Source organism: Bacillus sp. EB V-12 (assembly GCF_056158125.1).
The window spans coordinates 282,791-305,472 of the sequence record NZ_JBUXJL010000007.1; the positions used below are offsets into that span (position 1 = coordinate 282,791).

The 22,682-nt window shown below is 35.6% G+C and carries 22 protein-coding genes; 7 read left to right on the top strand and 15 right to left on the bottom strand.

All coding sequences use genetic code 11. The annotated features are described in order from the left end of the window. Positions 1-42 precede the first annotated feature (42 nt). The 5 genes from ssb to ACZDYH_RS21735 form a co-directional block, all read right to left on the bottom strand. Positions 43-555: a single-stranded DNA-binding protein gene (gene ssb / locus ACZDYH_RS21715; protein ID WP_000981966.1), complete on the bottom strand. Its 513-nt coding sequence runs from the start codon at positions 553-555 to the stop codon at positions 43-45. Positions 556-581: 26 nt separating this feature from the next. After that, positions 582-872 (bottom strand): 30S ribosomal protein S6, encoded by a 291-nt coding sequence (gene rpsF, locus ACZDYH_RS21720; RefSeq protein ID WP_001233778.1) that lies wholly within the window; start codon positions 870-872, stop codon positions 582-584. 191 nt (positions 873-1,063) lie between these two features. Continuing rightward, positions 1,064-2,164, bottom strand: a complete 1,101-nt coding sequence (gene ychF, locus ACZDYH_RS21725) for a redox-regulated ATPase YchF (protein ID WP_000524657.1) — start codon at positions 2,162-2,164, stop codon at positions 1,064-1,066. 115 nt (positions 2,165-2,279) lie between these two features. Next, positions 2,280-2,477 (bottom strand): DUF951 domain-containing protein, encoded by a 198-nt coding sequence (locus ACZDYH_RS21730; RefSeq protein ID WP_000435485.1) that lies wholly within the window; start codon positions 2,475-2,477, stop codon positions 2,280-2,282. 20 nt (positions 2,478-2,497) lie between these two features. Then, complete coding sequence (locus ACZDYH_RS21735; RefSeq protein WP_000364814.1) at positions 2,498-3,379, bottom strand: mechanosensitive ion channel family protein; 882 nt, start codon at positions 3,377-3,379, stop codon at positions 2,498-2,500. 259 nt (positions 3,380-3,638) lie between these two features. Here ACZDYH_RS21735 and yyaC point away from each other — a divergent pair, with 259 nt between their 5' ends. Further along, positions 3,639-4,235 carry a spore protease YyaC gene (gene yyaC / locus ACZDYH_RS21740; RefSeq protein ID WP_001020714.1) on the top strand — a complete coding sequence of 199 codons (597 nt, stop codon included), beginning with the start codon at positions 3,639-3,641 and terminating at the stop codon, positions 4,233-4,235. A 20-nt stretch (positions 4,236-4,255) separates the two neighbouring features. On the opposite strand, the gene spo0J is transcribed toward yyaC, so the two are convergent. The 10 genes from spo0J to rpmH all read right to left on the bottom strand — a co-directional run bounded on the left by spo0J (position 4,256) and on the right by rpmH (position 13,311). Next, a complete protein-coding gene (gene spo0J, locus ACZDYH_RS21745; RefSeq protein WP_001051832.1) occupies positions 4,256-5,107 on the bottom strand; it encodes a stage 0 sporulation protein Spo0J in 852 nt (283 codons plus the stop codon). After that, a complete protein-coding gene (soj, locus tag ACZDYH_RS21750) occupies positions 5,100-5,861 on the bottom strand; it encodes a sporulation initiation inhibitor protein Soj (RefSeq protein WP_000516114.1) in 762 nt (253 codons plus the stop codon). Before soj ends, spo0J begins: the two co-directional genes overlap by 8 nt. 190 nt (positions 5,862-6,051) lie before the next feature. Then, positions 6,052-6,924 carry a nucleoid occlusion protein gene (gene noc, locus ACZDYH_RS21755; protein WP_000799016.1) on the bottom strand — a complete coding sequence of 291 codons (873 nt, stop codon included), beginning with the start codon at positions 6,922-6,924 and terminating at the stop codon, positions 6,052-6,054. A gap of 105 nt (positions 6,925-7,029) precedes the next feature. Next, on the bottom strand, positions 7,030-7,749 hold the full coding sequence (gene rsmG, locus ACZDYH_RS21760; RefSeq protein WP_001019628.1) for a 16S rRNA (guanine(527)-N(7))-methyltransferase RsmG: 720 nt from the start codon (positions 7,747-7,749) through the stop codon (positions 7,030-7,032). Between the two features lie 21 nt (positions 7,750-7,770). Further along, positions 7,771-9,660, bottom strand: coding sequence for a tRNA uridine-5-carboxymethylaminomethyl(34) synthesis enzyme MnmG (mnmG, locus tag ACZDYH_RS21765; RefSeq protein ID WP_000541031.1), 1,890 nt, complete (start codon positions 9,658-9,660; stop codon positions 7,771-7,773). 46 nt (positions 9,661-9,706) lie between these two features. Next, on the bottom strand, positions 9,707-11,083 hold the full coding sequence (mnmE, locus tag ACZDYH_RS21770; protein WP_000393754.1) for a tRNA uridine-5-carboxymethylaminomethyl(34) synthesis GTPase MnmE: 1,377 nt from the start codon (positions 11,081-11,083) through the stop codon (positions 9,707-9,709). A 226-nt stretch (positions 11,084-11,309) separates the two neighbouring features. Continuing rightward, entirely contained in the window at positions 11,310-11,927 is a 618-nt protein-coding gene (jag, locus tag ACZDYH_RS21775; protein ID WP_000111516.1) for an RNA-binding cell elongation regulator Jag/EloR, read from the bottom strand. Then, positions 11,924-12,700 (bottom strand): YidC family membrane integrase SpoIIIJ, encoded by a 777-nt coding sequence (spoIIIJ, locus tag ACZDYH_RS21780; protein ID WP_000727738.1) that lies wholly within the window; start codon positions 12,698-12,700, stop codon positions 11,924-11,926. Before spoIIIJ ends, jag begins: the two co-directional genes overlap by 4 nt. Before the next feature lie 52 nt (positions 12,701-12,752). Next, a complete protein-coding gene (rnpA, locus tag ACZDYH_RS21785; RefSeq protein ID WP_000726621.1) occupies positions 12,753-13,100 on the bottom strand; it encodes a ribonuclease P protein component in 348 nt (115 codons plus the stop codon). 76 nt (positions 13,101-13,176) lie between these two features. Continuing rightward, positions 13,177-13,311 carry a 50S ribosomal protein L34 gene (rpmH, locus tag ACZDYH_RS21790; protein WP_000831901.1) on the bottom strand — a complete coding sequence of 45 codons (135 nt, stop codon included), beginning with the start codon at positions 13,309-13,311 and terminating at the stop codon, positions 13,177-13,179. Positions 13,312-13,875: 564 nt separating this feature from the next. Here rpmH and dnaA point away from each other — a divergent pair. The 6 genes from dnaA (at position 13,876) to gyrA (ending at position 22,541) form a co-directional block, all read left to right on the top strand. Then, positions 13,876-15,216: a chromosomal replication initiator protein DnaA gene (gene dnaA, locus ACZDYH_RS21795; RefSeq protein WP_000428017.1), complete on the top strand. Its 1,341-nt coding sequence runs from the start codon at positions 13,876-13,878 to the stop codon at positions 15,214-15,216. Positions 15,217-15,394: 178 nt separating this feature from the next. Further along, a complete protein-coding gene (gene dnaN, locus ACZDYH_RS21800; RefSeq protein ID WP_016121496.1) occupies positions 15,395-16,540 on the top strand; it encodes a DNA polymerase III subunit beta in 1,146 nt (381 codons plus the stop codon). 127 nt (positions 16,541-16,667) lie between these two features. Further along, entirely contained in the window at positions 16,668-16,880 is a 213-nt protein-coding gene (gene yaaA, locus ACZDYH_RS21805) for a S4 domain-containing protein YaaA (RefSeq protein WP_000821364.1), read from the top strand. Positions 16,881-16,892: 12 nt separating this feature from the next. Next, positions 16,893-18,020, top strand: coding sequence for a DNA replication/repair protein RecF (recF, locus tag ACZDYH_RS21810; protein ID WP_000470745.1), 1,128 nt, complete (start codon positions 16,893-16,895; stop codon positions 18,018-18,020). Between the two features lie 38 nt (positions 18,021-18,058). After that, a complete protein-coding gene (gyrB, locus tag ACZDYH_RS21815) occupies positions 18,059-19,981 on the top strand; it encodes a DNA topoisomerase (ATP-hydrolyzing) subunit B (protein WP_000435982.1) in 1,923 nt (640 codons plus the stop codon). 88 nt (positions 19,982-20,069) lie between these two features. Beyond that, positions 20,070-22,541, top strand: a complete 2,472-nt coding sequence (gene gyrA / locus ACZDYH_RS21820; RefSeq protein ID WP_001282864.1) for a DNA gyrase subunit A — start codon at positions 20,070-20,072, stop codon at positions 22,539-22,541. Positions 22,542-22,682: the final 141 nt, after the last annotated feature.

Here is a 22,682-nt window from a genome sequence, read left to right on the forward strand (position 1 = left end):
TATTTCCCTCCATTCTTTGTTAAAACTAACAAATTTACTGTATTAGAACGGTAAATCGTCGTCGGAAATGTCGATCGGTTGACCTACATTTGAAAATGGATCGTCATTCTTCGTAAATCCAGAGTTACCTTGGTTACCTGAATTACTAGATTGACCAAATGGGTTAGAGCCTTGGTTACCGAAACCAGCTCCTGATGGTTGCTGATTAAATGAACCACGTTGCTCCCCACCGCCATTACGCGGCTCTAAAAATTGCACGCTTTCCGCAAGAACTTCTGTTACGTATACACGTTTACCATCTTGTCCCTCGTAATTACGAGTTTGAAGACGTCCATCTACGCCTGCTAAGCTACCTTTTTTCAAATAATTTGCTACGTTTTCTGCTTGTTTACGCCATATTACACAATTAATAAAGTCAGCTTCACGCTCACCTTGCTGATTGGCAAATGCGCGATTCACAGCTAACGTAAAAGTAGCTACTGCGACACCATTGGGCGTGTAACGTAAGTCAGGGTCCTTAGTTAAACGACCAACGAGGATAACACGATTCATCAATCGAACCACTCTCCCTTATATATCAATTATTTTTCTTCTTCTTTAACAACGATATGACGAAGGATGTCTTCGTTGATCTTAGCTAAACGGTCGAATTCGTTAATCGCTTCTGCGTTAGATTTCACGTTTAAGATCATGTAGAAACCTTCACGTAAGTCGTTGATTTCGTAAGCTAAACGACGCTTACCCCACTCTTTCGTGTTAATGATTTCTGCACCATTGTTTGTTAAAACACCTGCAAAACGTTCAACTAAAGCTTTTTGAGCTTCTTCTTCAACGCCAGGACGAATGATGTACATAATTTCGTACTTTCTCATTACACTTTCACCTCCTTTTGGTCTAAACGGCCCGTAATGGGCAAGGAGCAATTAATTTATAGTAATTACTCACGAGTTTAGATTATATCATAGTAAGTTATATGAATCAACTCACCAATACATAAAAAACTTGGCAAACATATAATATATTTGCCAAGCTCATATCTTTATTTTTCCTAGGAAATATTAAATTAAACGTTAAAACGGAAGTGCATAACATCTCCGTCTTTTACGATATATTCTTTTCCTTCTAAACGTACTTTTCCAGCTTCTTTTGCAGCTGTCATAGAACCGTTTGTCATTAAATCATCGTAAGAAACTGTTTCTGCACGAATAAATCCACGCTCAAAGTCTGTATGAATAACACCAGCACATTGTGGTGCCTTCATTCCTTGTTTAAATGTCCAAGCACGTACTTCTTGAACGCCAGCTGTAAAGTAAGTAGCAAGTCCTAATAGGTCATATGCTGCACGAATTAATTGATCTAAACCAGACTCTTCAATTCCTAATTCTTCAAGGAATACTTTTTTCTCTTCTTCGTCTAATTCAGCGATTTCTGATTCGATTTTTGCACATACAACGATTACTTGAGAATTTTCATTTGCTGCAAATTCTTTTACCATTTGTACGTATTTATTTTCCGAAGGATCGATAATATCGTCTTCACTTACATTCGCTACGTATAACATTTCTTTTGTTGTAAGTAAATGAAGGCCTTTAACAATCTTCATCTGCTCTTCTGTAAATTCAACAGTACGAGCTGGTTTTCCCTCTTCAAAAGCTTCTTTTAAACGAACTAAAATTTCATGCTCATATACCGCTTCTTTATCTTTTTGTCTTGCTAATTTCGCAACACGCTCGATACGCTTATCAACAGACTCTAAGTCCGCTAAAATTAGCTCTAAATTGATTGTTTCAATATCATCAATTGGATCTACTTTCCCTGAAACGTGCGTAATATTTTCGTCTTCAAAACAACGAACAACTTGGCAAATTGCATCTACTTGACGAATGTGAGATAAGAATTTATTTCCTAAACCTTCACCTTTACTAGCACCTTTTACGATACCTGCAATATCAGTAAACTCGAATACAGTCGGAACAGTCTTTTTCGGTTCTACTAATTCCGTTAATTTATTTAAACGCTCATCTGGTACTTCTACAATCCCTACGTTTGGATCAATTGTACAGAATGGATAGTTCGCAGATTCTGCTCCTGCTTGTGTAATTGCATTAAATAAAGTGGACTTCCCTACGTTAGGTAATCCAACAATCCCAGCCGTTAATCCCATATTTTTCACTCCTATGTCTCAATCTTTCATCATTATAGATAGTAACGAAAAAAATGACAAGTTTCCGCCAAACGAAAAAAAGTAACAGTTACCTACTGTAACTGTTACTCTCCCTCTATTCTTCGTGCTTCACAAGTATTTTTTTCACCTTACGATCAAACTCTCTTCGAGGAATCATTACTGAATGGTCACACCCCTCGCACTTAATGCGGATATCCATTCCCATACGAATAATTTTCCAACGATTCTCGCCACATGGATGGGCTTTCTTCATTTCCACAACATCATACAAGTTATATTCCTTTTGCTCCATTCTCCAAACTCCTCTCCATACTAAATTGCTTTTCCACTAACTAATTCTTCACGATTATATAAAACCATACGTGGATATGGAATTTCAATTCCATGTAAATCAAGACGATTTTTAATCTCTTTACGAAGTGCCCTTGCAATAACTGCATGTTGCATCGGTTCTACTTCAGCAATAACACGTAATATAACTTCTGATGCTGCTAATGTTTGCACACCTAATAATTGAGGCGTTGTTACCATTTTTTCGTACTTTGAAGGTAATTCTACTAATAAATCTTCAATAACTTGCTCTGCTTTCGCAATATCAGCCTCATATGAAATAGATACATCAACAAATGCTACACTATTACTAACTGAGTAGTTAGTAACTTGAATAATACTTCCATTTGGTAAAGTATGAATTTCACCTGTCCAACTCTTTACTTTCGTTGTACGAAGTCCAATTTCTAAAACGACTCCTTCAAATTGACCGATTTTAACATAATCGCCAACTGAAAACTGATCTTCTAACAAAATAAATAAACCTGTAATAACGTCTTTCACTAAACTTTGAGCACCAAATCCGACTGCTAAACCAATTACCCCAGCACCCGCTAATAAACCTGATGCATTAATATCAAACACACCTAAAATCGCAATTAGCATAATGAACATAACAACGTACGCTACAATATTTTCAAGTAATTTCGCTACTGTAACTGTACGACGTTCTGAAATTTGAATTGGAGAACGACTCCCCATACGAAACGCATTTCGTACAACCGCCCTTGCAATTCGCACAACAACTGCACCAATTGTTAAAATAATACATATTTTTAATGTCGCAACTCCAATATGAGCCCAACGATCAGCATCTAATAAATACTGTTTCATAGAATTAAACCACTTCGCTAATAAATCCATGTACCTCTACCTCTCTAGCTAAAATTTCTTTTTAGTTACCCTTATTATTGTATCAGAAGTCCCCTAATTGCTGAAAAAATTTTATGATTTTAATCCTATTTTATCCCCGACATCCAGGTATAAAATGGAACGAATATATATATACTAGTACTATTATTTCCGTTTTCATTCACATTTTGCAAAAATTACGCACTTATAACTTTCCATTTTCCTCACCATATAACATATATTGAAAATTTATTAAAAGGATGGGTGCTTCATGAATATTGGAAGTTTTCGCTTACCATTTTTTGAGAAAGAAACTCAAAACGTTATGCACCAAGATCTAGAAGCCTCTGAGATAATCAGTAATTTCTTACTTACCCATATTCCTATTAAAACTAATATACCACTCATTCTCGTTTGTATCGGCACAGATCGCTCTACAGGTGACGCACTCGGCCCATTAGTTGGTACAAAACTTGAACAAATAGACATCCAAAACCTCCAAGTATTCGGTACACTAGATGAGCCAGTACATGCGCTAAATTTAGAAGAGAAAATTCAGAATATACAGAAAGAATATCCTACTGCATTTATAATTGCTGTTGATGCATGTTTAGGAAAGTCCCAAAATATCGGATCAATCACTACTGGAAAGGGACCTAGTAAACCTGGAGCTGCTATGAATAAGAAATTACCTGCAGTTGGTGATTTGCACATACACGGTATCGTCAATCTAAATGGGTTTATGGAGTTTTTCGTTCTTCAAAATACAAGATTAAGTTTAGTCATGAAAATGGCTGATGTAATCGCAAAAAGTATAAAAGAGACGGATCAAAAATTATCCGCATTAAAAAAAGCAAACCATCTATAAATAATAAGATGGTTTGCTTTTTAATTTTTCTGTGCTAATAGTTCTAAAATACGATTTAAATCTTCTTTATTAAAAAATTCAATTTCGATTTTACCTTTTTCTTTTTTCGTCTCTTTAATTTTCACATCTGTGCCAAACTTTTCTCTTAAGAACGTTTCACGTTCCACGAAAAATATATTTCGCTCTTTTTTCACTTTTTTTGTTTCACGTGAAACGTGTTGATTAATCTCTTGGACGATTTTCTCTAATTGACGAACATTTAATCCTTCTTTTTCAATGCGTTTCAATAAGGACTTCAATTGTTCTTCATCTTTTATCGTAAGTAAAGTTCTCCCATGAGCCATTGAAAGTTGACCATTTGCAATCATATCTTGTACGAAAGAAGGTAGGCTTAATAACCGAGTATAATTTGCAATGTAAGGTCTGCTTTTACCAAGACGTTTCGCTAATTGTTCTTGCGTTACATTTAGCTCATTCATTAACATCTGGTATGCCATTGCCTCTTCCATAGGATTTAAATCTTCTCGTTGTAAGTTTTCTAACAACGCAAATTCCATCATTTGCTGTTCAGTTAATTGTCTTACAACCGCAGGTACTTTTTCTAAACCAGCCTCTTTTGCAGCACGAAATCGTCTTTCACCTGCAACAATTTCATATCCTTTAATACTCTTCCTAGCAATTAATGGTTGTAGAATACCGTGTTCCTTAATCGAAATTGCTAATTCCTGAATCGCCTCTTTATTAAAGTGTTTACGCGGTTGATATGGATTCGGCCTTAATTCAGTTACAAGAATCTCCTGAATTGTTTCCTCTTCTTTCACATCTAAATCAGGAAAAAACACATTAATTCCTCTTCCTAATCCTTTAGCCACCTGCAATCACTTCCTCTGCTAAATCTATATACACTTCTGCTCCTCTTGATTTAGCGTCATACTGCATAATAGGTTTCCCATGACTTGGAGCCTCGCTCAAGCGTACATTACGCGGAATAATCGAGCGATATACTTTATCCCTAAAATACTTTTTCACTTCATCTATAACTTGAATCCCTAAATTTGTACGGGCATCCAACATTGTTAACAATACACCTTGAATTGCTAAATTTTTATTTAAATGTTTTTGTACAAGTCGAACTGTATTTAATAGCTGACTTAACCCTTCTAGTGCGTAATATTCACACTGTACAGGAATAATAACAGAATCTGCTGCTGTTAATGCATTAATCGTTAATAACCCTAAAGATGGGGGACAGTCGATAATAATATAGTCATATTCATCACGAACTGGCTGTAATGCTCTTTGCAAACGTACTTCCCGGGAAATAGTCGGTACCAATTCAATTTCAGCACCAGCCAATTGAATTGTAGCGGGTAGAACATCTAAGTTTTCAGTTGCGGTTTTCTGTATAACCCCTTGAACATCTGCATCTTCCACAAGAACGTTGTAAATACATTGATCTAATTCAGATTTTTCAATTCCCACACCAGTCGTTGCATTTCCTTGAGCATCAATATCTACAAGAAGGACTTTTTTACCTACTTGCGCCAATCCAGCCCCTAAATTAACAGATGTTGTTGTTTTTCCAACACCGCCTTTTTGATTAGCAATAGCAATGATTTTTCCCATGATGTCACCTACTTTCAACCTTTCTATCTTATTCTAGTAACAATTACGTTTATTGTAACATGAAATAAAACTTTTTCTTTTACGTCCTTTATTAAACTTCAAAATTTATTTCTAAACTCCTTCTTCATTTAACAAGAAAATATAGTAAAAGAGACCTCTCCAATAGGATAAGGTCTCTAGCACGTCATTATTATTTTTTCTTTGGAATTTTAATTGTAATTTGATAGTACTCATCAAATTCTTCTTCCTCAGAATTAACATTCAAACCACTTTCAGTAACCATTTGTAAAGATTGTCTAATTGTATTCATAGCAATCCTCGTATCTCGACTTACTGCTTTTTGCTTTGCCTTACGCTTCGGTTTCGCTTCCTCTAGTAACTTCGCAATTCGTTCTTCTGTTTGCTTTACATTTAGTTGTTTCTCCACAATTTCCTGTAAAACCTTCAGTTGTAATTCCTCATTTTTTAAAGGAATGAGAGCGCGGGCATGACGTTCTGTAATGCTTTTTTCTAATAATGCACTTTTTATTTCTTCAGGCAACTTTAACAAGCGCAACTTATTTGCGATTGTAGATTGTCCTTTTCCAAGTCGTTGTGCCAATGCTTCTTGTGTTAAATTATGTAACTCAATCAGCTTTTGATATGCCACAGCTTCCTCGATTGCCGTTAGTTCCTCACGTTGCAAGTTTTCAATTAAAGCTACAGAAGCTGTCTCTGTATCATTTAAATTCTTTATAATTGCAGGAACCTTTTCCCAACCTAACTTTGTTGCCGCGCGAAAACGTCTTTCTCCAGCAATAATCTCGTACTTATCATCCTCATATTGCCTTACAACAATCGGTTGAATAAGTCCATGTGTACGAATTGTTAATGCTAACTCATCAATACGCGCATCATCAAAAACTGTTCTTGGTTGATAACGGTTAGGGGTAATATTTACTATCGGAATTTCTTGTATTTCTTCATATACCTTTTTATCTATCTCTTCATGGCTTTCGTCTTGTAATTCGAATTCGCTCTCTTTATCTCCAAAGCCAAATAAACGAGAAAACGTATTTTTCATACATATTCCACCACCTTTTAGGCCTATTGACTATTCTCCATAAAATGTTTCCTATGAAACATTTACGTTTTCATTTATATAATTTAATCTTACGTCTAATAAGATTTATTTTTCAATAGGTAATTTATTGGGTGTTCCCGGTTTGCGTGGATATTTCTTTGGTGTCTTGCGCTTTTTCTCGATTAATAAAATATTACGTTCACTCTCTTCAAATGGTAATTGGAAAGTAGACATCTCTTTCAACTCTCCGCCTAGCACCTCTAAAGCATACTTGCCATTTTCAATTTCTTCGTTTGCTGCTGCACCTTTCATTGCAATGAATGTTCCTCCAACTTTTACAAGTGGTAAACATAGCTCACTTAATACAGAAAGACGCGCAACTGCACGTGCCATTACAATATCGTATGATTCACGTACACCTTCTTTTTTCCCAAATGTTTCAGCACGATCGTGACAAAATGCAACATCACTTAATTCTAACTTTTGGGCTAAGTGATTTAAGAAATTAATACGTTTTTGCAATGAATCTACAATTGTTACTTTTAAGTGCGGGAAACAGATTTTTAAAGGAATACTTGGGAATCCAGCCCCTGCACCAACATCACAAATTGAGAATGGTTTTGAAAAATCATAATAAAAAGCAGCTGTAATGGAATCAAAAAAGTGTTTTAAATATACTTCTTCTTTTTCTGTAATAGCCGTTAAGTTCATTTTTTCATTCCACTCTACTAATGTTTCAAAGTAGATTTTGAACTGCTCTAACTGTCTAGAAGAGAGGGTGATTCCCTTCTCTTCTAGCATAGATTGAAATTGTTCTATGTTCATCTAGCAATATCTCCTTACTATTTATTGGTTCGATACGCGTGCAATTTTTCCTTGTTCTATATACACAAGTAAAATGGAAATATCCGCTGGATTTACGCCAGAAATACGTGAAGCCTGCCCCATTGAAAGTGGACGAACATCTTTCAATTTCTGTCTAGCTTCTGAAGCAAGGCTAGAAATCGCATCATAATCAATATCTACAGGGATTTTTTTACTCTCCATTTTCTTCATACGCTCTACTTGCTGTAAAGATTTTTCAATATACCCTTCATACTTAATCTGAATTTCAACTTGTTCTTTAACTTCATCACTTAATTCTACTTCACTTGGTACTAAAAGATGAATATGCTCATATGTCATCTCTGGACGACGTAATAAGTCACTTGCACGTATTCCATCTTTCAATTCACTTCCGCCAATATTGCGAATTAATTCTTGAACTTCAGGACGTGGTTTAATAATAATGCTGCTTAAACGTTCCTTTTCCTGTTCAATTTGTAATTTTTTATTTGTAAATCGCTCATAGCGCTCTTCTTTAATTAGTCCAATTTCACGACCAACTTCAGTTAAACGAAGATCAGCATTATCGTGGCGTAATAATAGACGGTATTCTGCACGAGACGTTAATAAACGATATGGTTCATTTGTACCTTTCGTTACAAGATCATCAATTAAGACGCCAATATAAGCATCCTCGCGACCTAAAACAACTTCTTTTTTACCTAAAGAACGGCATGCTGCATTAATTCCAGCCATAAGCCCTTGTCCGGCCGCCTCTTCGTAACCAGAAGTTCCATTAATTTGTCCTGCTGTATATAAATTTTTAATCTTTTTCGTTTCAAGTGTTGGCCATAGTTGTGTTGGCACAATTGCATCATATTCAATTGCATAACCTGTACGCATCATTTCAACATTTTCTAGGCCTGGAATTGTTCTAAGCATGTCACGTTGTACATCTTCTGGTAAGCTTGTGGATAAACCTTGTACATATACTTCTTGTGTATTACGCCCTTCTGGCTCTAAGAAAATTTGATGACGTGGTTTATCATTAAATCTTACTACTTTGTCTTCAATAGAAGGACAGTATCTAGGGCCTGTTCCTTTAATCATACCAGAATACATAGCTGAACGATGTAAATTTTCATCTATTAAACGGTGTGTTTCTGTACTTGTATATGTCAACCAACATGGAATTTGATCCATAATAAATTTCGTTGTTTCAAAAGAGAACGCACGTGGCTTATCATCACCTGGTTGAATTTCTGTTTTACTGTAGTCAATTGTATTACTGTTTACACGCGGAGGTGTCCCTGTTTTAAATCTAACAAGATCAAATCCAAGTTCTTCTAAATGCTCAGATAATGTAATAGACGGTTGCTGATTATTTGGACCGCTTGAATATTTTAAGTCGCCCATGATAATCTCGCCGCGTAAAAATGTTCCAGTTGTAATTACAACGGTTTTTGCTGTATATTCTGCACCAGCTTGTGTAACTACCCCTTTACATACACCTTCTTCAACGATTAAACGCTCTACCATTCCTTGGAACAACGTTAAGTTTGGTGTTTCTTCAATTGTTTTCTTTAATTCATGTTGGTAAGCGAATTTATCAGCTTGCGCTCGAAGTGCACGTACGGCTGGTCCCTTACCTGTATTTAGCATACGCATTTGAATATGAGTTTTATCAATATTACGTCCCATTTCTCCGCCTAATGCATCAATTTCACGAACAACAATCCCTTTTGCTGGTCCACCAACAGAAGGGTTACATGGCATGAATGCTACCATATCCAAATTAATTGTTAACATTAATGTTTTTGAGCCCATTCGTGCTGCCGCAAGACCAGCTTCACATCCTGCATGACCTGCACCGATTACTATGACATCGTATGAACCGGCATTGTATCCCATTGTTTATTCCTCCTAATAATCTCTATCTTTCTACAACTTCACTATATTATTTTCCTAAACAAAATTGAGAGAACAACTGGTCAATTAAGCTTTCATGCACTGTGTCCCCAGTAATTTCACCAAGTATTTCCCACGTTCTTGTTAAATCAATTTGTACCATATCAATTGGTACACCATTTTCAATCGCCTCAACTGCATCACCGATTGTTTTTCCTGCTTGTGTTAATAATCCAATATGTCTCGCATTAGAAACATATGTCATATCTGCAGAATCAATTGTTCCTTCAAAGAATAAATCAGCTATTGCCTTTTCGAGTTCATCTATTCCTTGTTCCTCAATTAAGGATGTTGTAATAACACGATTTCCCGCGGCTAACTCTGTAACACGTTCCATATCAATCGCTTGCGGTAAATCAGTCTTATTCACAATAACAATAAAGTCTTTTCCTTGTACCGCACGGAATAGATCTTCATCCTCATTTGTTAAAGCCTCGCTATAGTTGACAACAACTAATACTAAATCCGCTTGGCTCATCATTTCTTTTGAACGTTCCACACCAATTCGTTCAACAATATCTTCTGTCTCCCGAATACCGGCTGTATCTATAAGTTTAAGAGGTACACCACGCACGTTAACGTACTCTTCAATAACATCACGAGTTGTTCCTGCAATATCAGTTACAATTGCCTTTTTCTCCTGAACAAGACTATTTAATAACGATGATTTCCCAACGTTAGGTCTACCGATAATTGCTGTAGCAATACCTTCACGTAAAATTTTCCCTTGTTTTGATGTTTCTAATATTTTTTCGATTTCCGAACGAACATGCGTCGCTTTCTCAATTAAAATATTATGTGTCATCTCTTCTACATCATCGTATTCTGGATAATCTATATTTACCTCAACATGAGCTAATGTTTCTAATATTTCTTGACGCAAAAGACCAATTAATTTAGATAATCGCCCTTCCATTTGATTAATTGCTACATTCATCGCACGATCTGTTTTTGCTCGAATCAAATCCATAACAGCTTCTGCTTGTGATAAGTCGATACGTCCATTTAAAAAAGCACGTTTTGTAAATTCGCCCGGTTCTGCCAATCGTACTCCTTGTGCTAGAATAAGTTGCAATACTTTATTTACTGAAACAAGTCCACCGTGACAGTTAATTTCCACTATATTTTCACGTGTAAAAGTCCTTGGTGCGCGCATAATAGACACCATAACTTCTTCAATAACTTGATTTGTATCTAAATCAACAATATGACCATAATGAATAGTGTGAGAAGGAACCTCTGTTAAATCCTTCCCCTTAAAAATACGATCAACTTTCTCAACCGCATCATCCCCACTTACTCGAACAATGGCAATTGCACCCTCTCCAAGCGCTGTGGAAATCGCAGCAATTGTATCAAATTCCATGTCCTTTCACCTCACTTGCTTATTTATCTCTATTTCAACATGATTATTTCTTTCACTAAATTATTAGGATACCATAACGAACCTATCTACAAAAGAAGAATAACTCATTTTATTATATCCCCATGTAAAAAACACTAAACTTATTCACAGTGGATAAGTTTAGTGTTTTTTAGTTATCCACATCTATTTTCCGCTCAAAAAAACCGGCACTCATTTGAGCAACCGGTCATTTAGGAGATATTACAACATGCCGATGTGGTTCATTTCCTTCAGAAGTTGTATTGATACCTTGATGATTTGATAATGCCTGATGAATAATTTTTCGTTCAAAAGATGGCATCGGTTCTAAAATAACTCTTTTTTTCGTATTAAATACTTGTTTCGCTAATCGATAAGAAAGTGATTCTAACGTACTTTTTCTTTTACTACGATAATTTTCAGCATCTAGTGTAATACCGATATATTGCTTCGTGTTACGATTCGCGACAAGTTTTGTTAAATACTGTAAAGAGTTCAATGTATTACCTCTTTTCCCAATTAAAACACCTACATTATCACCAGAAATTGTGAATTCGATTTCGCGTCCTTTTACAATTTTACTAATCTCGACTTCCACACCCATATCGTGAATAACATTTCTTAAATATTCTTCACATTCTTGAATTGGATCTTTCTTCAATACAACTTCTACTACTGCAGGGCGATTCCCAAATAAACCTAAGAATCCCCTTTTACCCTCATCGACAATATTTATATCTACTCGATCTTTTGATGTATTTAATTGCCTTAAAGCATCCTCTACTGCCAGCTCGACTGTTTGTCCTTTAGCAGTAATTACACTCACTTGCTTGAGCCTCCAGCTTTACCAGCCTTACTAGCCTTAATCTCTGGCCCTTTAATAAAGTACATTTGAGCAATACCAAAGATATTACCAACAACCCAGTAAAGTGATAATGCAGCTGGGAAGTTAATTGCAAAGATTAAAATCATAATCGGCATAAGCCAAAGCATCATTGCCATTTGTGGATTTTGACCAGCTGTTCCTGCCATTGCAAGCTTTTGCTGAATAAATGTCGTAATTGCTGCAACGACTGGTAAGATATAGAACGGGTCTGCATGTCCTAAATCGAACCATAAGAAACTATGTTGTTTAATTTCAGCTGTTCTCATAATCGCATGATAAAACGCGAATAAAATAGGCATCTGAACAAATATCGGTAAACATCCTGCCAATGGATTTACACCATTCTTTTGATATAACTGCATCATTTCTTGTTGTAGTTTTTGCTGTGTTGCTTGATCTTTAGAACTATATTTCTCTTTTAACTTCACCATTTCTGGTTGTAACGCTTGCATTGCCTTTGTACTCTTTGTTTGTTTAATCATTAATGGTAATAATGCAAAACGAATGATAAGAGTTGTAATAACAATTGCTAAACCGTAATTACTGTTAAATAAGTCGGCAAAATACGTGATTAACTGAGAAAGCGGATATACGAAATATTCATTCCAAATCCCAGTACTTTTCGATGTAATCGGCTGACCCGTTTCACTACAACCGGTGGCAATCGCCATTAATGCAACGACCATGGCTAGTAAACCTAATTTCTTTTTCAAAGCCTACTCCTCCTTGTATCGGTATGTATATAGTGTAATTCATTTCCTTACGCTACTTTTTTATTCTTTTCATACCAGAGCGTTTAAAGACATGAATTAAGCTTTTCTTTACTTCTTCATATGTCATCTCTGCACAAGGCTTCCTTGCTATTATAACAAAATCTTTTCCAGAATCTATCTCATCTTTTAACTCTGTAATAGCCTGACGGACCATGCGCTTAATTCGATTACGAACTACTGCATTTCCTATTTTCTTGCTAACAGAAAGGCCGATGCGAAAGTTTGGCTGTTCTTCTTTATCTAATTGGTATACAACAAACTGACGATTTGCATTTGATTTTCCTTTTTGAAAAACCGCCTGGAATTCATCATTCTTCTTTATACGATGTTTTTTCTTCATATCAATTGACACTCCTGTATTTCATCAGCGGAAATTCACTATTATTAGAAAAAAAGACCACTGAACGATCAGTGGTCTACGCAGATAATACTTTTCTTCCTTTACGACGACGAGCTGCTAGCACTTTACGTCCGTTCGCTGTGCTCATACGGCTGCGGAAACCATGTACTTTGCTGCGCTTACGTTTATTTGGTTGGTAAGTTCTTTTCATTATATGACACCTCCCTGAGGAATATCTGTTAAAGACAGTCCTATAAATTATAGTTAATTAACTAGGAAAATGTCAATGGTTCTAGAAATTTTCATCAAATATTCATTTTGAACCTATTCACATACTTTTTCACAGCACCTATATTTCCTTGTGGATAAATATTTTTTCGCGTTTTTTATATCCACAAACTTTTTTCACACTTTTACACAGTATATCGTGTTGTGGACAAGTTTATTCCACAAGGTATTGATTTTGTGGATAACTTTCTTAAATTCATTGCTATAGCCACTTTTTTTTGATATTATAGTTGTGTTTTCACTTTGAATAAGTTTTCCACATCTTTATCTTATCCACAATTTGTGTATAACATGTGGACAGTTTTAATCACATGTGGGTAAATAGTTGTCCACATTTGCTTTTTTTGTCGAAAACCCTATCTCATATACAAACGACGTTTTTAGGTTTTAAAATACGTTTCGTATAAATATACATTTTATATTTATTAGGTTGTACATTTGTTGCGCAACCTTATTCTTTTACCAACTTAGTAAAGGAGGGACACCTTTGGAAAATATCTCTGATTTATGGAATAGTGCCTTAAAAGAATTAGAAAAAAAGGTAAGCAAGCCTAGTTATGAGACATGGTTAAAATCCACAACCGCTCATAACTTGAAGAAAGACGTATTAACGATTACAGCTCCGAATGAATTTGCTCGTGACTGGCTAGAATCTCATTACTCCGAACTAATTTCAGAAACACTATACGATTTAACAGGGGCAAAATTAGCAATTCGCTTTATTATTCCCCAAAGTCAAGCTGAAGAGGACATTGATCTGCCTCCAGTTAAGCCGAATCCAGCACAAGATGATTCAGCTCATTTACCACAGAGCATGTTAAATCCAAAATATACATTCGATACATTTGTTATTGGCTCTGGTAACCGTTTTGCCCATGCAGCTTCATTAGCTGTAGCTGAGGCGCCAGCTAAAGCGTATAATCCACTCTTTATTTACGGAGGAGTTGGACTTGGAAAGACACATTTAATGCATGCAATTGGTCATTATGTAATTGAACATAATCCAAATGCAAAAGTTGTATATTTATCATCAGAAAAATTCACAAATGAATTTATTAACTCTATTCGTGATAATAAAGCTGTTGATTTTCGTAATAAATATCGCAACGTAGATGTTTTATTGATAGATGATATTCAATTTCTTGCTGGAAAAGAACAGACTCAAGAAGAGTTTTTCCATACATTTAATGCATTACACGAAGAAAGTAAACAAATTGTAATTTCTAGTGACCGACCACCAAAAGAAATTCCAACTTTAGAAGATCGTCTTCGTTCCCGCTTTGAATGGGGACTTATTACAGACATTACGCCGCCAGATTTAGAGACACGAATTGCGATTTTACGCAAAAAAGCAAAAGCTGAAGGGCTTGATATACCAAATGAAGTTATGCTTTATATCGCAAATCAAATTGATTCAAATATTCGTGAATTAGAAGGTGCACTTATCCGAGTTGTAGCTTATTCATCTTTAATTAATAAAGATATTAATGCTGATTTAGCAGCTGAAGCACTTAAAGATATTATTCCAAATTCTAAGCCGAAAATTATCTCTATTTATGATATTCAAAAAGCTGTCGGGGACGTTTATCAAGTGAAATTAGAAGATTTTAAAGCGAAAAAACGTACAAAATCAGTTGCGTTTCCTCGCCAAATTGCAATGTATTTATCGCGCGAGCTTACAGATTCCTCTTTACCAAAAATAGGTGAAGAATTTGGTGGACGTGATCATACAACAGTTATCCATGCCCATGAAAAAATCTCTAAACTACTAAAAACCGATACGCAATTACAAAAGCAAGTTGAAGAAATTAATGGTATTTTAAAGTAGTAGCTGAATAGTGTGAATAACTTACCTTGTTTTACGCACAGTCTATCCACATGTAGATAGACTGTTTTTACATCCTTTAGCGGAGTTATCCACATATCCACAAGCCCTATTACTATTACTACTATTTTTTATCTTTATTAATTAAATAAAATCTTATACTTACCGGAGGTTTTTCTTTATGCGTTTTACAATACAAAAAGACTATCTTGTAAGAGGTGTACAAGATGTAATGAAGGCAGTTTCTTCTCGTACAACAATCCCAATTCTTACGGGAATTAAAGTTGTAGCGACTGAAGAAGGAGTTACATTAACAGGAAGCGATGCTGATATTTCTATTGAATCGTTTATTCCAGTCGAAGAAGCTGGAAAAGAAATCGTAGAAATAACTCAATCAGGAAGCATTGTTTTACAGGCAAAATATTTTAGTGAGATTGTAAAAAAACTACCTAAAGACACTGTCGAAATTTCTGTAGAAAATCATTTTATGACAAAAATAAAATCTGGAAAATCAGAGTTTAACTTAAATGGTTTAGATTCTGCAGAATATCCGTTATTGCCACAGATTGAAGAACATCATGTATTTAAGATACCAACAGATTTACTTAAACATATGATCAGACAAACTGTATTTGCAGTTTCTACTTCTGAAACAAGACCAATCTTGACAGGTGTAAACTGGAAGGTATATAACAGCGAGTTAACTTGTATTGCAACAGATAGTCATAGGCTGGCACTTCGAAAAGCAAAAATTGAAGGACATAATATTGCAGATGAATTCCAAGCTAATGTTGTTATTCCAGGTAAGAGCTTAAATGAATTAAGTAAAATTTTAGATGAGTCTGAAGAAATGGTAGATATCGTTATTACGGAGTATCAAGTATTATTCCGTACAAAACATTTATTATTCTTCTCAAGATTGTTAGAAGGGAATTATCCTGATACGACACGTTTAATTCCGGCAGAGAGTAAAACGGATATTTTTGTGAATACAAAAGAATTCCTACAAGCAATTGATCGTGCTTCACTATTAGCAAGAGATGGCCGCAATAACGTTGTTAAATTATCAACTTTAGAGCAAGAAATGCTAGAGATTTCTTCGAATTCACCAGAAATCGGAAAAGTTGTCGAAGAAGTACAATGCGAAAAAGTAGATGGAGAAGAGTTAAAAATATCTTTTAGTGCAAAATATATGATGGATGCATTGAAAGCTTTGGATAGTACAGAGATTAAAGTTAGCTTTACTGGGGCGATGAGACCGTTCTTAATTCGTACAGTAAATGATGATTCAATTATTCAATTAATTTTACCGGTTCGTACTTACTAGGTAAGGAATAAGGGTTGCTAGTTTAAAGATGCTAGTGGCCCTTATTTGATTTTTGGGTATTACTTTCCTAATGCTAGTTTATTTAGTACAATGAAAGAATGAACACTTTCAGAAAGTGAGCGATTTTATGAAACGTATTAAAATTTCAACGGAGTATATTACACTAGGACAATTTTTAAAGTTAGCTGATGTAATTGATACAGGTGGCGCTGTAAAATGGTTTTTACAAGAATATGAAGTGTACGTGAACAACGAACTTGAAAATAGAAGAGGTCGCAAACTATATGCGAATGATGTTATTGAAATTCCAGGAAGCGGAACTTTCCAAGTTCAGGCATAAAGGGGGAGCCCTTTGTTTATTTCAGAAATACAATTAAAAAACTATCGCAATTATGAAAAATTAGAGCTTTCCTTTGAAGATAAGGTAAATGTAATTATCGGCGAAAATGCGCAAGGGAAAACAAATTTGATGGAAGCTATTTATGTTTTAGCGATGGCGAAATCTCATAGAACCTCTAATGATCGCGAACTTATCCGCTGGGATGAAGATTTTGGTCAAATAAAAGGGAAATTACAAAAAAGAAACAGTTCTTTGTCTTTGGAATTAAATATTTCGAAAAAAGGTAAAAAGGCAAAATTAAATCAACTTGAACAACAAAAGTTAAGTCAATATATTGGCGTGATGAACGTTGTCATGTTTGCCCCAGAAGATTTAAATCTTGTAAAAGGAAGCCCTCAAGTAAGAAGACGCTTTTTAGATATGGAATTAGGACAAATAGCTCCTGTATATTTGTATGAATTAAGTCAATATCAAAAGGTGCTCACGCAACGAAATCACTTGTTGAAAAAAATGCAAGGGAATAGTAAGAATGAGGAAACGATGTTGGATGTATTTACACTTCAACTAATTGAGCATGGTGCGAAAATACTGCAAAAACGTTTTGAATTTTTGCATTTGCTACAGGAATGGGCAGCTCCAATTCATCGAGGTATAAGCCGTGGATTAGAAGAGTTAGAAATTGTCTATAAACCAAGTGTAGATGTATCAGAATCAATGGATTTGTCGAAAATAAAAGAAGTATACTATGAAAGTTTTCAATCTGTGAAACAACGTGAAATTTTCCGTGGTACGACTTTGATTGGTCCTCATCGTGACGATTTACAATTCTTCGTTAATAGTAAAAATGTTCAAGTCTTTGGTTCGCAAGGACAACAACGAACGACCGCACTATCCCTAAAATTAGCTGAAATTGAATTGATTTATTCAGAGGTTAAAGAATATCCAATCCTTTTGTTGGATGATGTTTTATCAGAATTAGATGATTATCGTCAATCACATCTTTTAAATACAATTCAAGGAAAAGTGCAAACATTTGTTACAACGACGAGTGTCGACGGAATTGAACACGAAACATTAAAAGAAGCGAAAACAATTCATGTAACGAACGGCACTGTAGATTGTGAAATAGATAGGGAATAACCCCTGTTTAAATGGAAAAGTAGGTGATCTTTGTGTCAATGGAACAAAAGCAAATGCAAGAAAATGCATATGATGAAAGTCAGATACAGGTGCTTGAAGGACTAGAGGCAGTTCGGAAACGCCCTGGTATGTATATTGGATCTACAAGTGGAAAAGGGCTTCACCATCTTGTTTGGGAAATCGTAGATAATAGTATTGATGAAGCACTTGCAGGTTATTGTGATGAAATTAATGTTAGTATCGAAGAAGATAATAGTATTCGTGTAACGGATAATGGGCGTGGTATTCCGGTTGGTATACAAGAAAAAATGGGACGTCCAGCTGTAGAAGTTATTATGACTGTTCTCCACGCCGGTGGTAAATTTGGCGGTGGCGGTTATAAAGTTTCTGGTGGTTTACATGGTGTTGGGGCATCGGTTGTAAATGCTCTATCAACAGAATTAGAAGTATTTGTACATCGTGAAGGTAAAATCCATTACCAAAAATATGAAAGAGGTATTCCGGTTGCGGATTTAAAAGTCATTGGTGACACAGATCAAACAGGAACAATAACTCGATTTAAACCAGATCCGGAAATTTTCCAAGAAACAACAGTATACGATTTTGATACGCTAGCAACTCGTATGCGTGAATTAGCGTTTTTAAATCGTAATATTAAATTAACAATTGAAGATAAACGTGAACATAAGCAAAAGAAAGAATTCCATTACGAAGGTGGAATTAAATCATACGTTGAGCATTTAAATCGCTCAAAACAACCGATTCATGAAGAGCCTGTGTACGTAGAAGGTTCAAAAGATGGTATTCAGGTTGAGGTTTCTCTTCAATATAACGAAGGATACACAAATAATATTTACTCATTTACGAATAACATCCATACGTATGAAGGTGGTACACATGAGGTAGGTTTTAAAACAGCTTTAACTCGTGTAATCAACGACTATGGTCGTAAAAATAGCATTTTAAAAGATGCGGACAGTAATTTAACTGGTGAGGATGTTCGTGAAGGTTTAACAGCAATTGTATCAATCAAGCATCCAAATCCACAATTTGAAGGACAAACGAAGACAAAACTTGGGAATAGTGAAGCGAGAACAATTACAGAGTCTGTATTCTCAGAGGCATTTGAAAAGTTCTTACTAGAAAATCCTAATGTAGCGCGAAAAATTGTAGAAAAAGGTACGATGGCTGCACGTGCACGTGTAGCTGCGAAAAAAGCGCGTGAATTGACACGTCGAAAGAGTGCGTTAGAAGTTTCAAGTTTACCTGGTAAATTAGCTGATTGCTCTTCGAAAGATCCAGCAATTAGTGAAATTTACATCGTAGAGGGTGACTCTGCGGGTGGATCTGCAAAACAAGGACGCGATCGTCATTTCCAAGCAATTTTACCGCTGAAGGGTAAAATTATTAATGTGGAAAAGGCGCGCTTAGATAAGATTTTATCAAATGATGAAGTTCGTACAATTATTACGGCAATCGGTACAAATATTGGTGGAGACTTCGATATTGAAAAAGCACGCTATCATAAAGTTATTATTATGACCGATGCCGATGTTGATGGTGCACATATTCGTACCCTATTATTAACGTTCTTCTATCGTTATATGCGTCAAATAATTGAGTGTGGTTATATCTATATTGCACAGCCGCCATTGTTTAAAATACAACAAGGTAAAAAAATTCAATATGCTTACAACGATAAGGAACTTGAAAAAATCTTAGCTGAGCTACCAGCCCAGCCGAAACCAGGAATTCAACGTTATAAAGGTCTTGGGGAGATGAATCCAACTCAGCTATGGGAGACGACAATGGATCCAGAAGTACGTTCATTACTTCAAGTTTCCCTTCAAGATGCAATTGAAGCAGACGAAACATTTGAAATTTTAATGGGAGATAAAGTAGAGCCACGTCGTAACTTTATCCAAGAGAATGCAAAATACGTGAAGAACCTTGATATTTAAATGAGTAATGACAGGAATCTAAGTATTCCTGTCTTCTACATATAAATCAATGTATGTGTAACGGAAATGTAAGAGGAGGTGCTCGTTGATGTCAGACAATCAACAACAAGCACGAATTCGAGAAATTAATATTAGTCATGAAATGCGTACCTCATTTTTAGATTACGCAATGAGTGTTATCGTATCTCGTGCATTACCAGATGTTCGTGATGGATTAAAACCTGTGCATCGTAGGGTTTTATATGCGATGAATGATTTAGGAATTACAGCTGATAAAGCGTATAAGAAATCAGCACGTATTGTCGGTGAAGTAATCGGTAAGTATCACCCTCATGGTGATTCAGCCGTTTATGAAACAATGGTACGTATGGCGCAAGATTTTAGTCAACGTTATATGCTTGTAGATGGGCATGGTAACTTCGGTTCTGTAGATGGAGATTCAGCAGCTGCAATGCGTTATACAGAGGCAAGAATGTCTAAGATTTCTATGGAATTAATACGTGATATTTCAAAAAATACAATTGATTATCAAGATAACTATGATGGTTCCGAAAGAGAACCGATAGTACTACCAGCGCGTTTCCCTAATTTATTAGTAAACGGTACAACAGGTATTGCTGTTGGTATGGCAACAAATATACCGCCGCATCAGCTTGGCGAAGTAATTGATGGTGTGCTGGCATTAAGTCATAATCCTGATATTACTATCGCGGAATTAATGGAATACATTCCAGGTCCAGACTTTCCGACGGCAGGTTTAATTTTAGGAAGAAGTGGAATTCGAAGAGCTTATGAAACAGGTCGCGGTTCCATTATGCTTCGTGCTAAGGTTGAAATTGAAGAGAAGTCAAACGGTAAACAATCTATTATCGTAACTGAACTACCTTATCAAGTTAATAAGGCACGATTAATTGAAAAAATCGCAGAATTAGTTCGCGATAAGAAAATTGAAGGTATTACAGATTTACGTGATGAATCAGATCGTAATGGTATGCGTATTGTCATGGAAGTACGTCGTGATGCTAATGCAAACGTACTATTAAACAATCTATATAAACATACAGCGCTTCAAACAAGTTTCGGTATTAATATGTTGTCTCTTGTAAATGGGGAGCCACAAGTACTAAATTTAAAACAAAATCTATATCATTATTTAGAGCATCAGAAGGTAGTAATTCGTAGACGTACTGCTTATGAATTAGAAAAAGCAGAAGCACGTGCTCATATTTTAGAAGGATTACGAATTGCTTTAGATCATCTTGATGAAGTTATTACGTTAATTCGTAGTTCAAAAACGGCAGATATTGCAAAGCAAGGCTTAATGGAACGTTTTGGTTTAAGTGAGAAACAAGCGCAAGCGATTTTAGATATGCGTCTGCAACGCTTAACTGGATTAGAACGTGAAAAAATTGAGCAAGAATATCAAGACTTAATGAAGTTAATTGCTGAATTAAAAGCGATTTTAGCAGATGAAGAAAAAGTTCTTGAGATTATTCGTGAAGAATTAACAGAAGTAAAAGAGCGTTTCAATGATAAGAGACGAACAGAAATTACAATTGGCGGTATGGAATTTATTGAAGATGAAGATTTAATTCCTGAACAAAACATTGCGATTACGTTAACTCATAACGGTTATATTAAGAGGTTACCGGCTTCTACGTACAAAACACAGAACCGTGGGGGACGTGGTGTGCAAGGAATGGGTACGAATGATGATGACTTTGTTGAACATTTATTAACAACGTCTACTCATGATCATATTTTATTCTTTACAAACAAGGGTAAAGTATACCGTACGAAAGGATATGAAATTCCAGAGTATAGTCGTACTGCAAAAGGACTACCAATTATTAACCTATTAGGGGTAGATAAGGGTGAGTGGATTAACGCTATTATTCCGATTCGTGAATTTGGTGACGATCAGTTCTTATTCTTTACGACAAAACAAGGGGTTTCTAAGAGAACACCACTTTCATCATTTGCAAATATACGTACAAATGGTTTAATTGCAATTTCTCTTCGTGAAGAGGATGAAGTAATATCTGTACGTTTAACATCGGGTGATAAGGATATTATTGTCGGGACAAGTAACGGTATGCTAATTCGTTTCAATGAACAAGATGTTCGTTCTATGGGACGTAATGCTGCAGGTGTTAAAGCTATTACGTTGGGCGATGAAGACCAAGTTGTAGGTATGGAAATTGTCGAAGAGGATGTAAATGTTCTAATTGTAACGAAAAATGGTTACGGAAAGCGTACACCGATTGATGAATACCGTCTGCAAAGTCGCGGTGGTAAAGGTCTGAAAACTTGTAACATTACAGATAAGAACGGTAAATTAGTAGCTGTTAAGTCTGTTACAGGTGAAGAAGATATTATGTTAATTACAGCGGCAGGCGTTATTATTCGTATGCCAGTTGATCAAATCTCTCAAATGGGACGTAATACACAAGGTGTTCGTCTAATTCGATTAGAGGAAGACCAAGAGGTAGCGACGGTAGCAAAAGCACAAAAAGATGAAGAGGAAGAAACGAGTGAAGAGGTTTCTTCAGAAGAATAAGAGAGGGGATTTTCCCTCTCTTTATTTTTTTATAATAATACTTGCATAGGGAAGAGAAAGCCTATATAATAGGCAGAGTCAGCAAATGAGAGATACAACTTATCGAAAAAACTTGTTGACGAAAATAATATACTATGATAT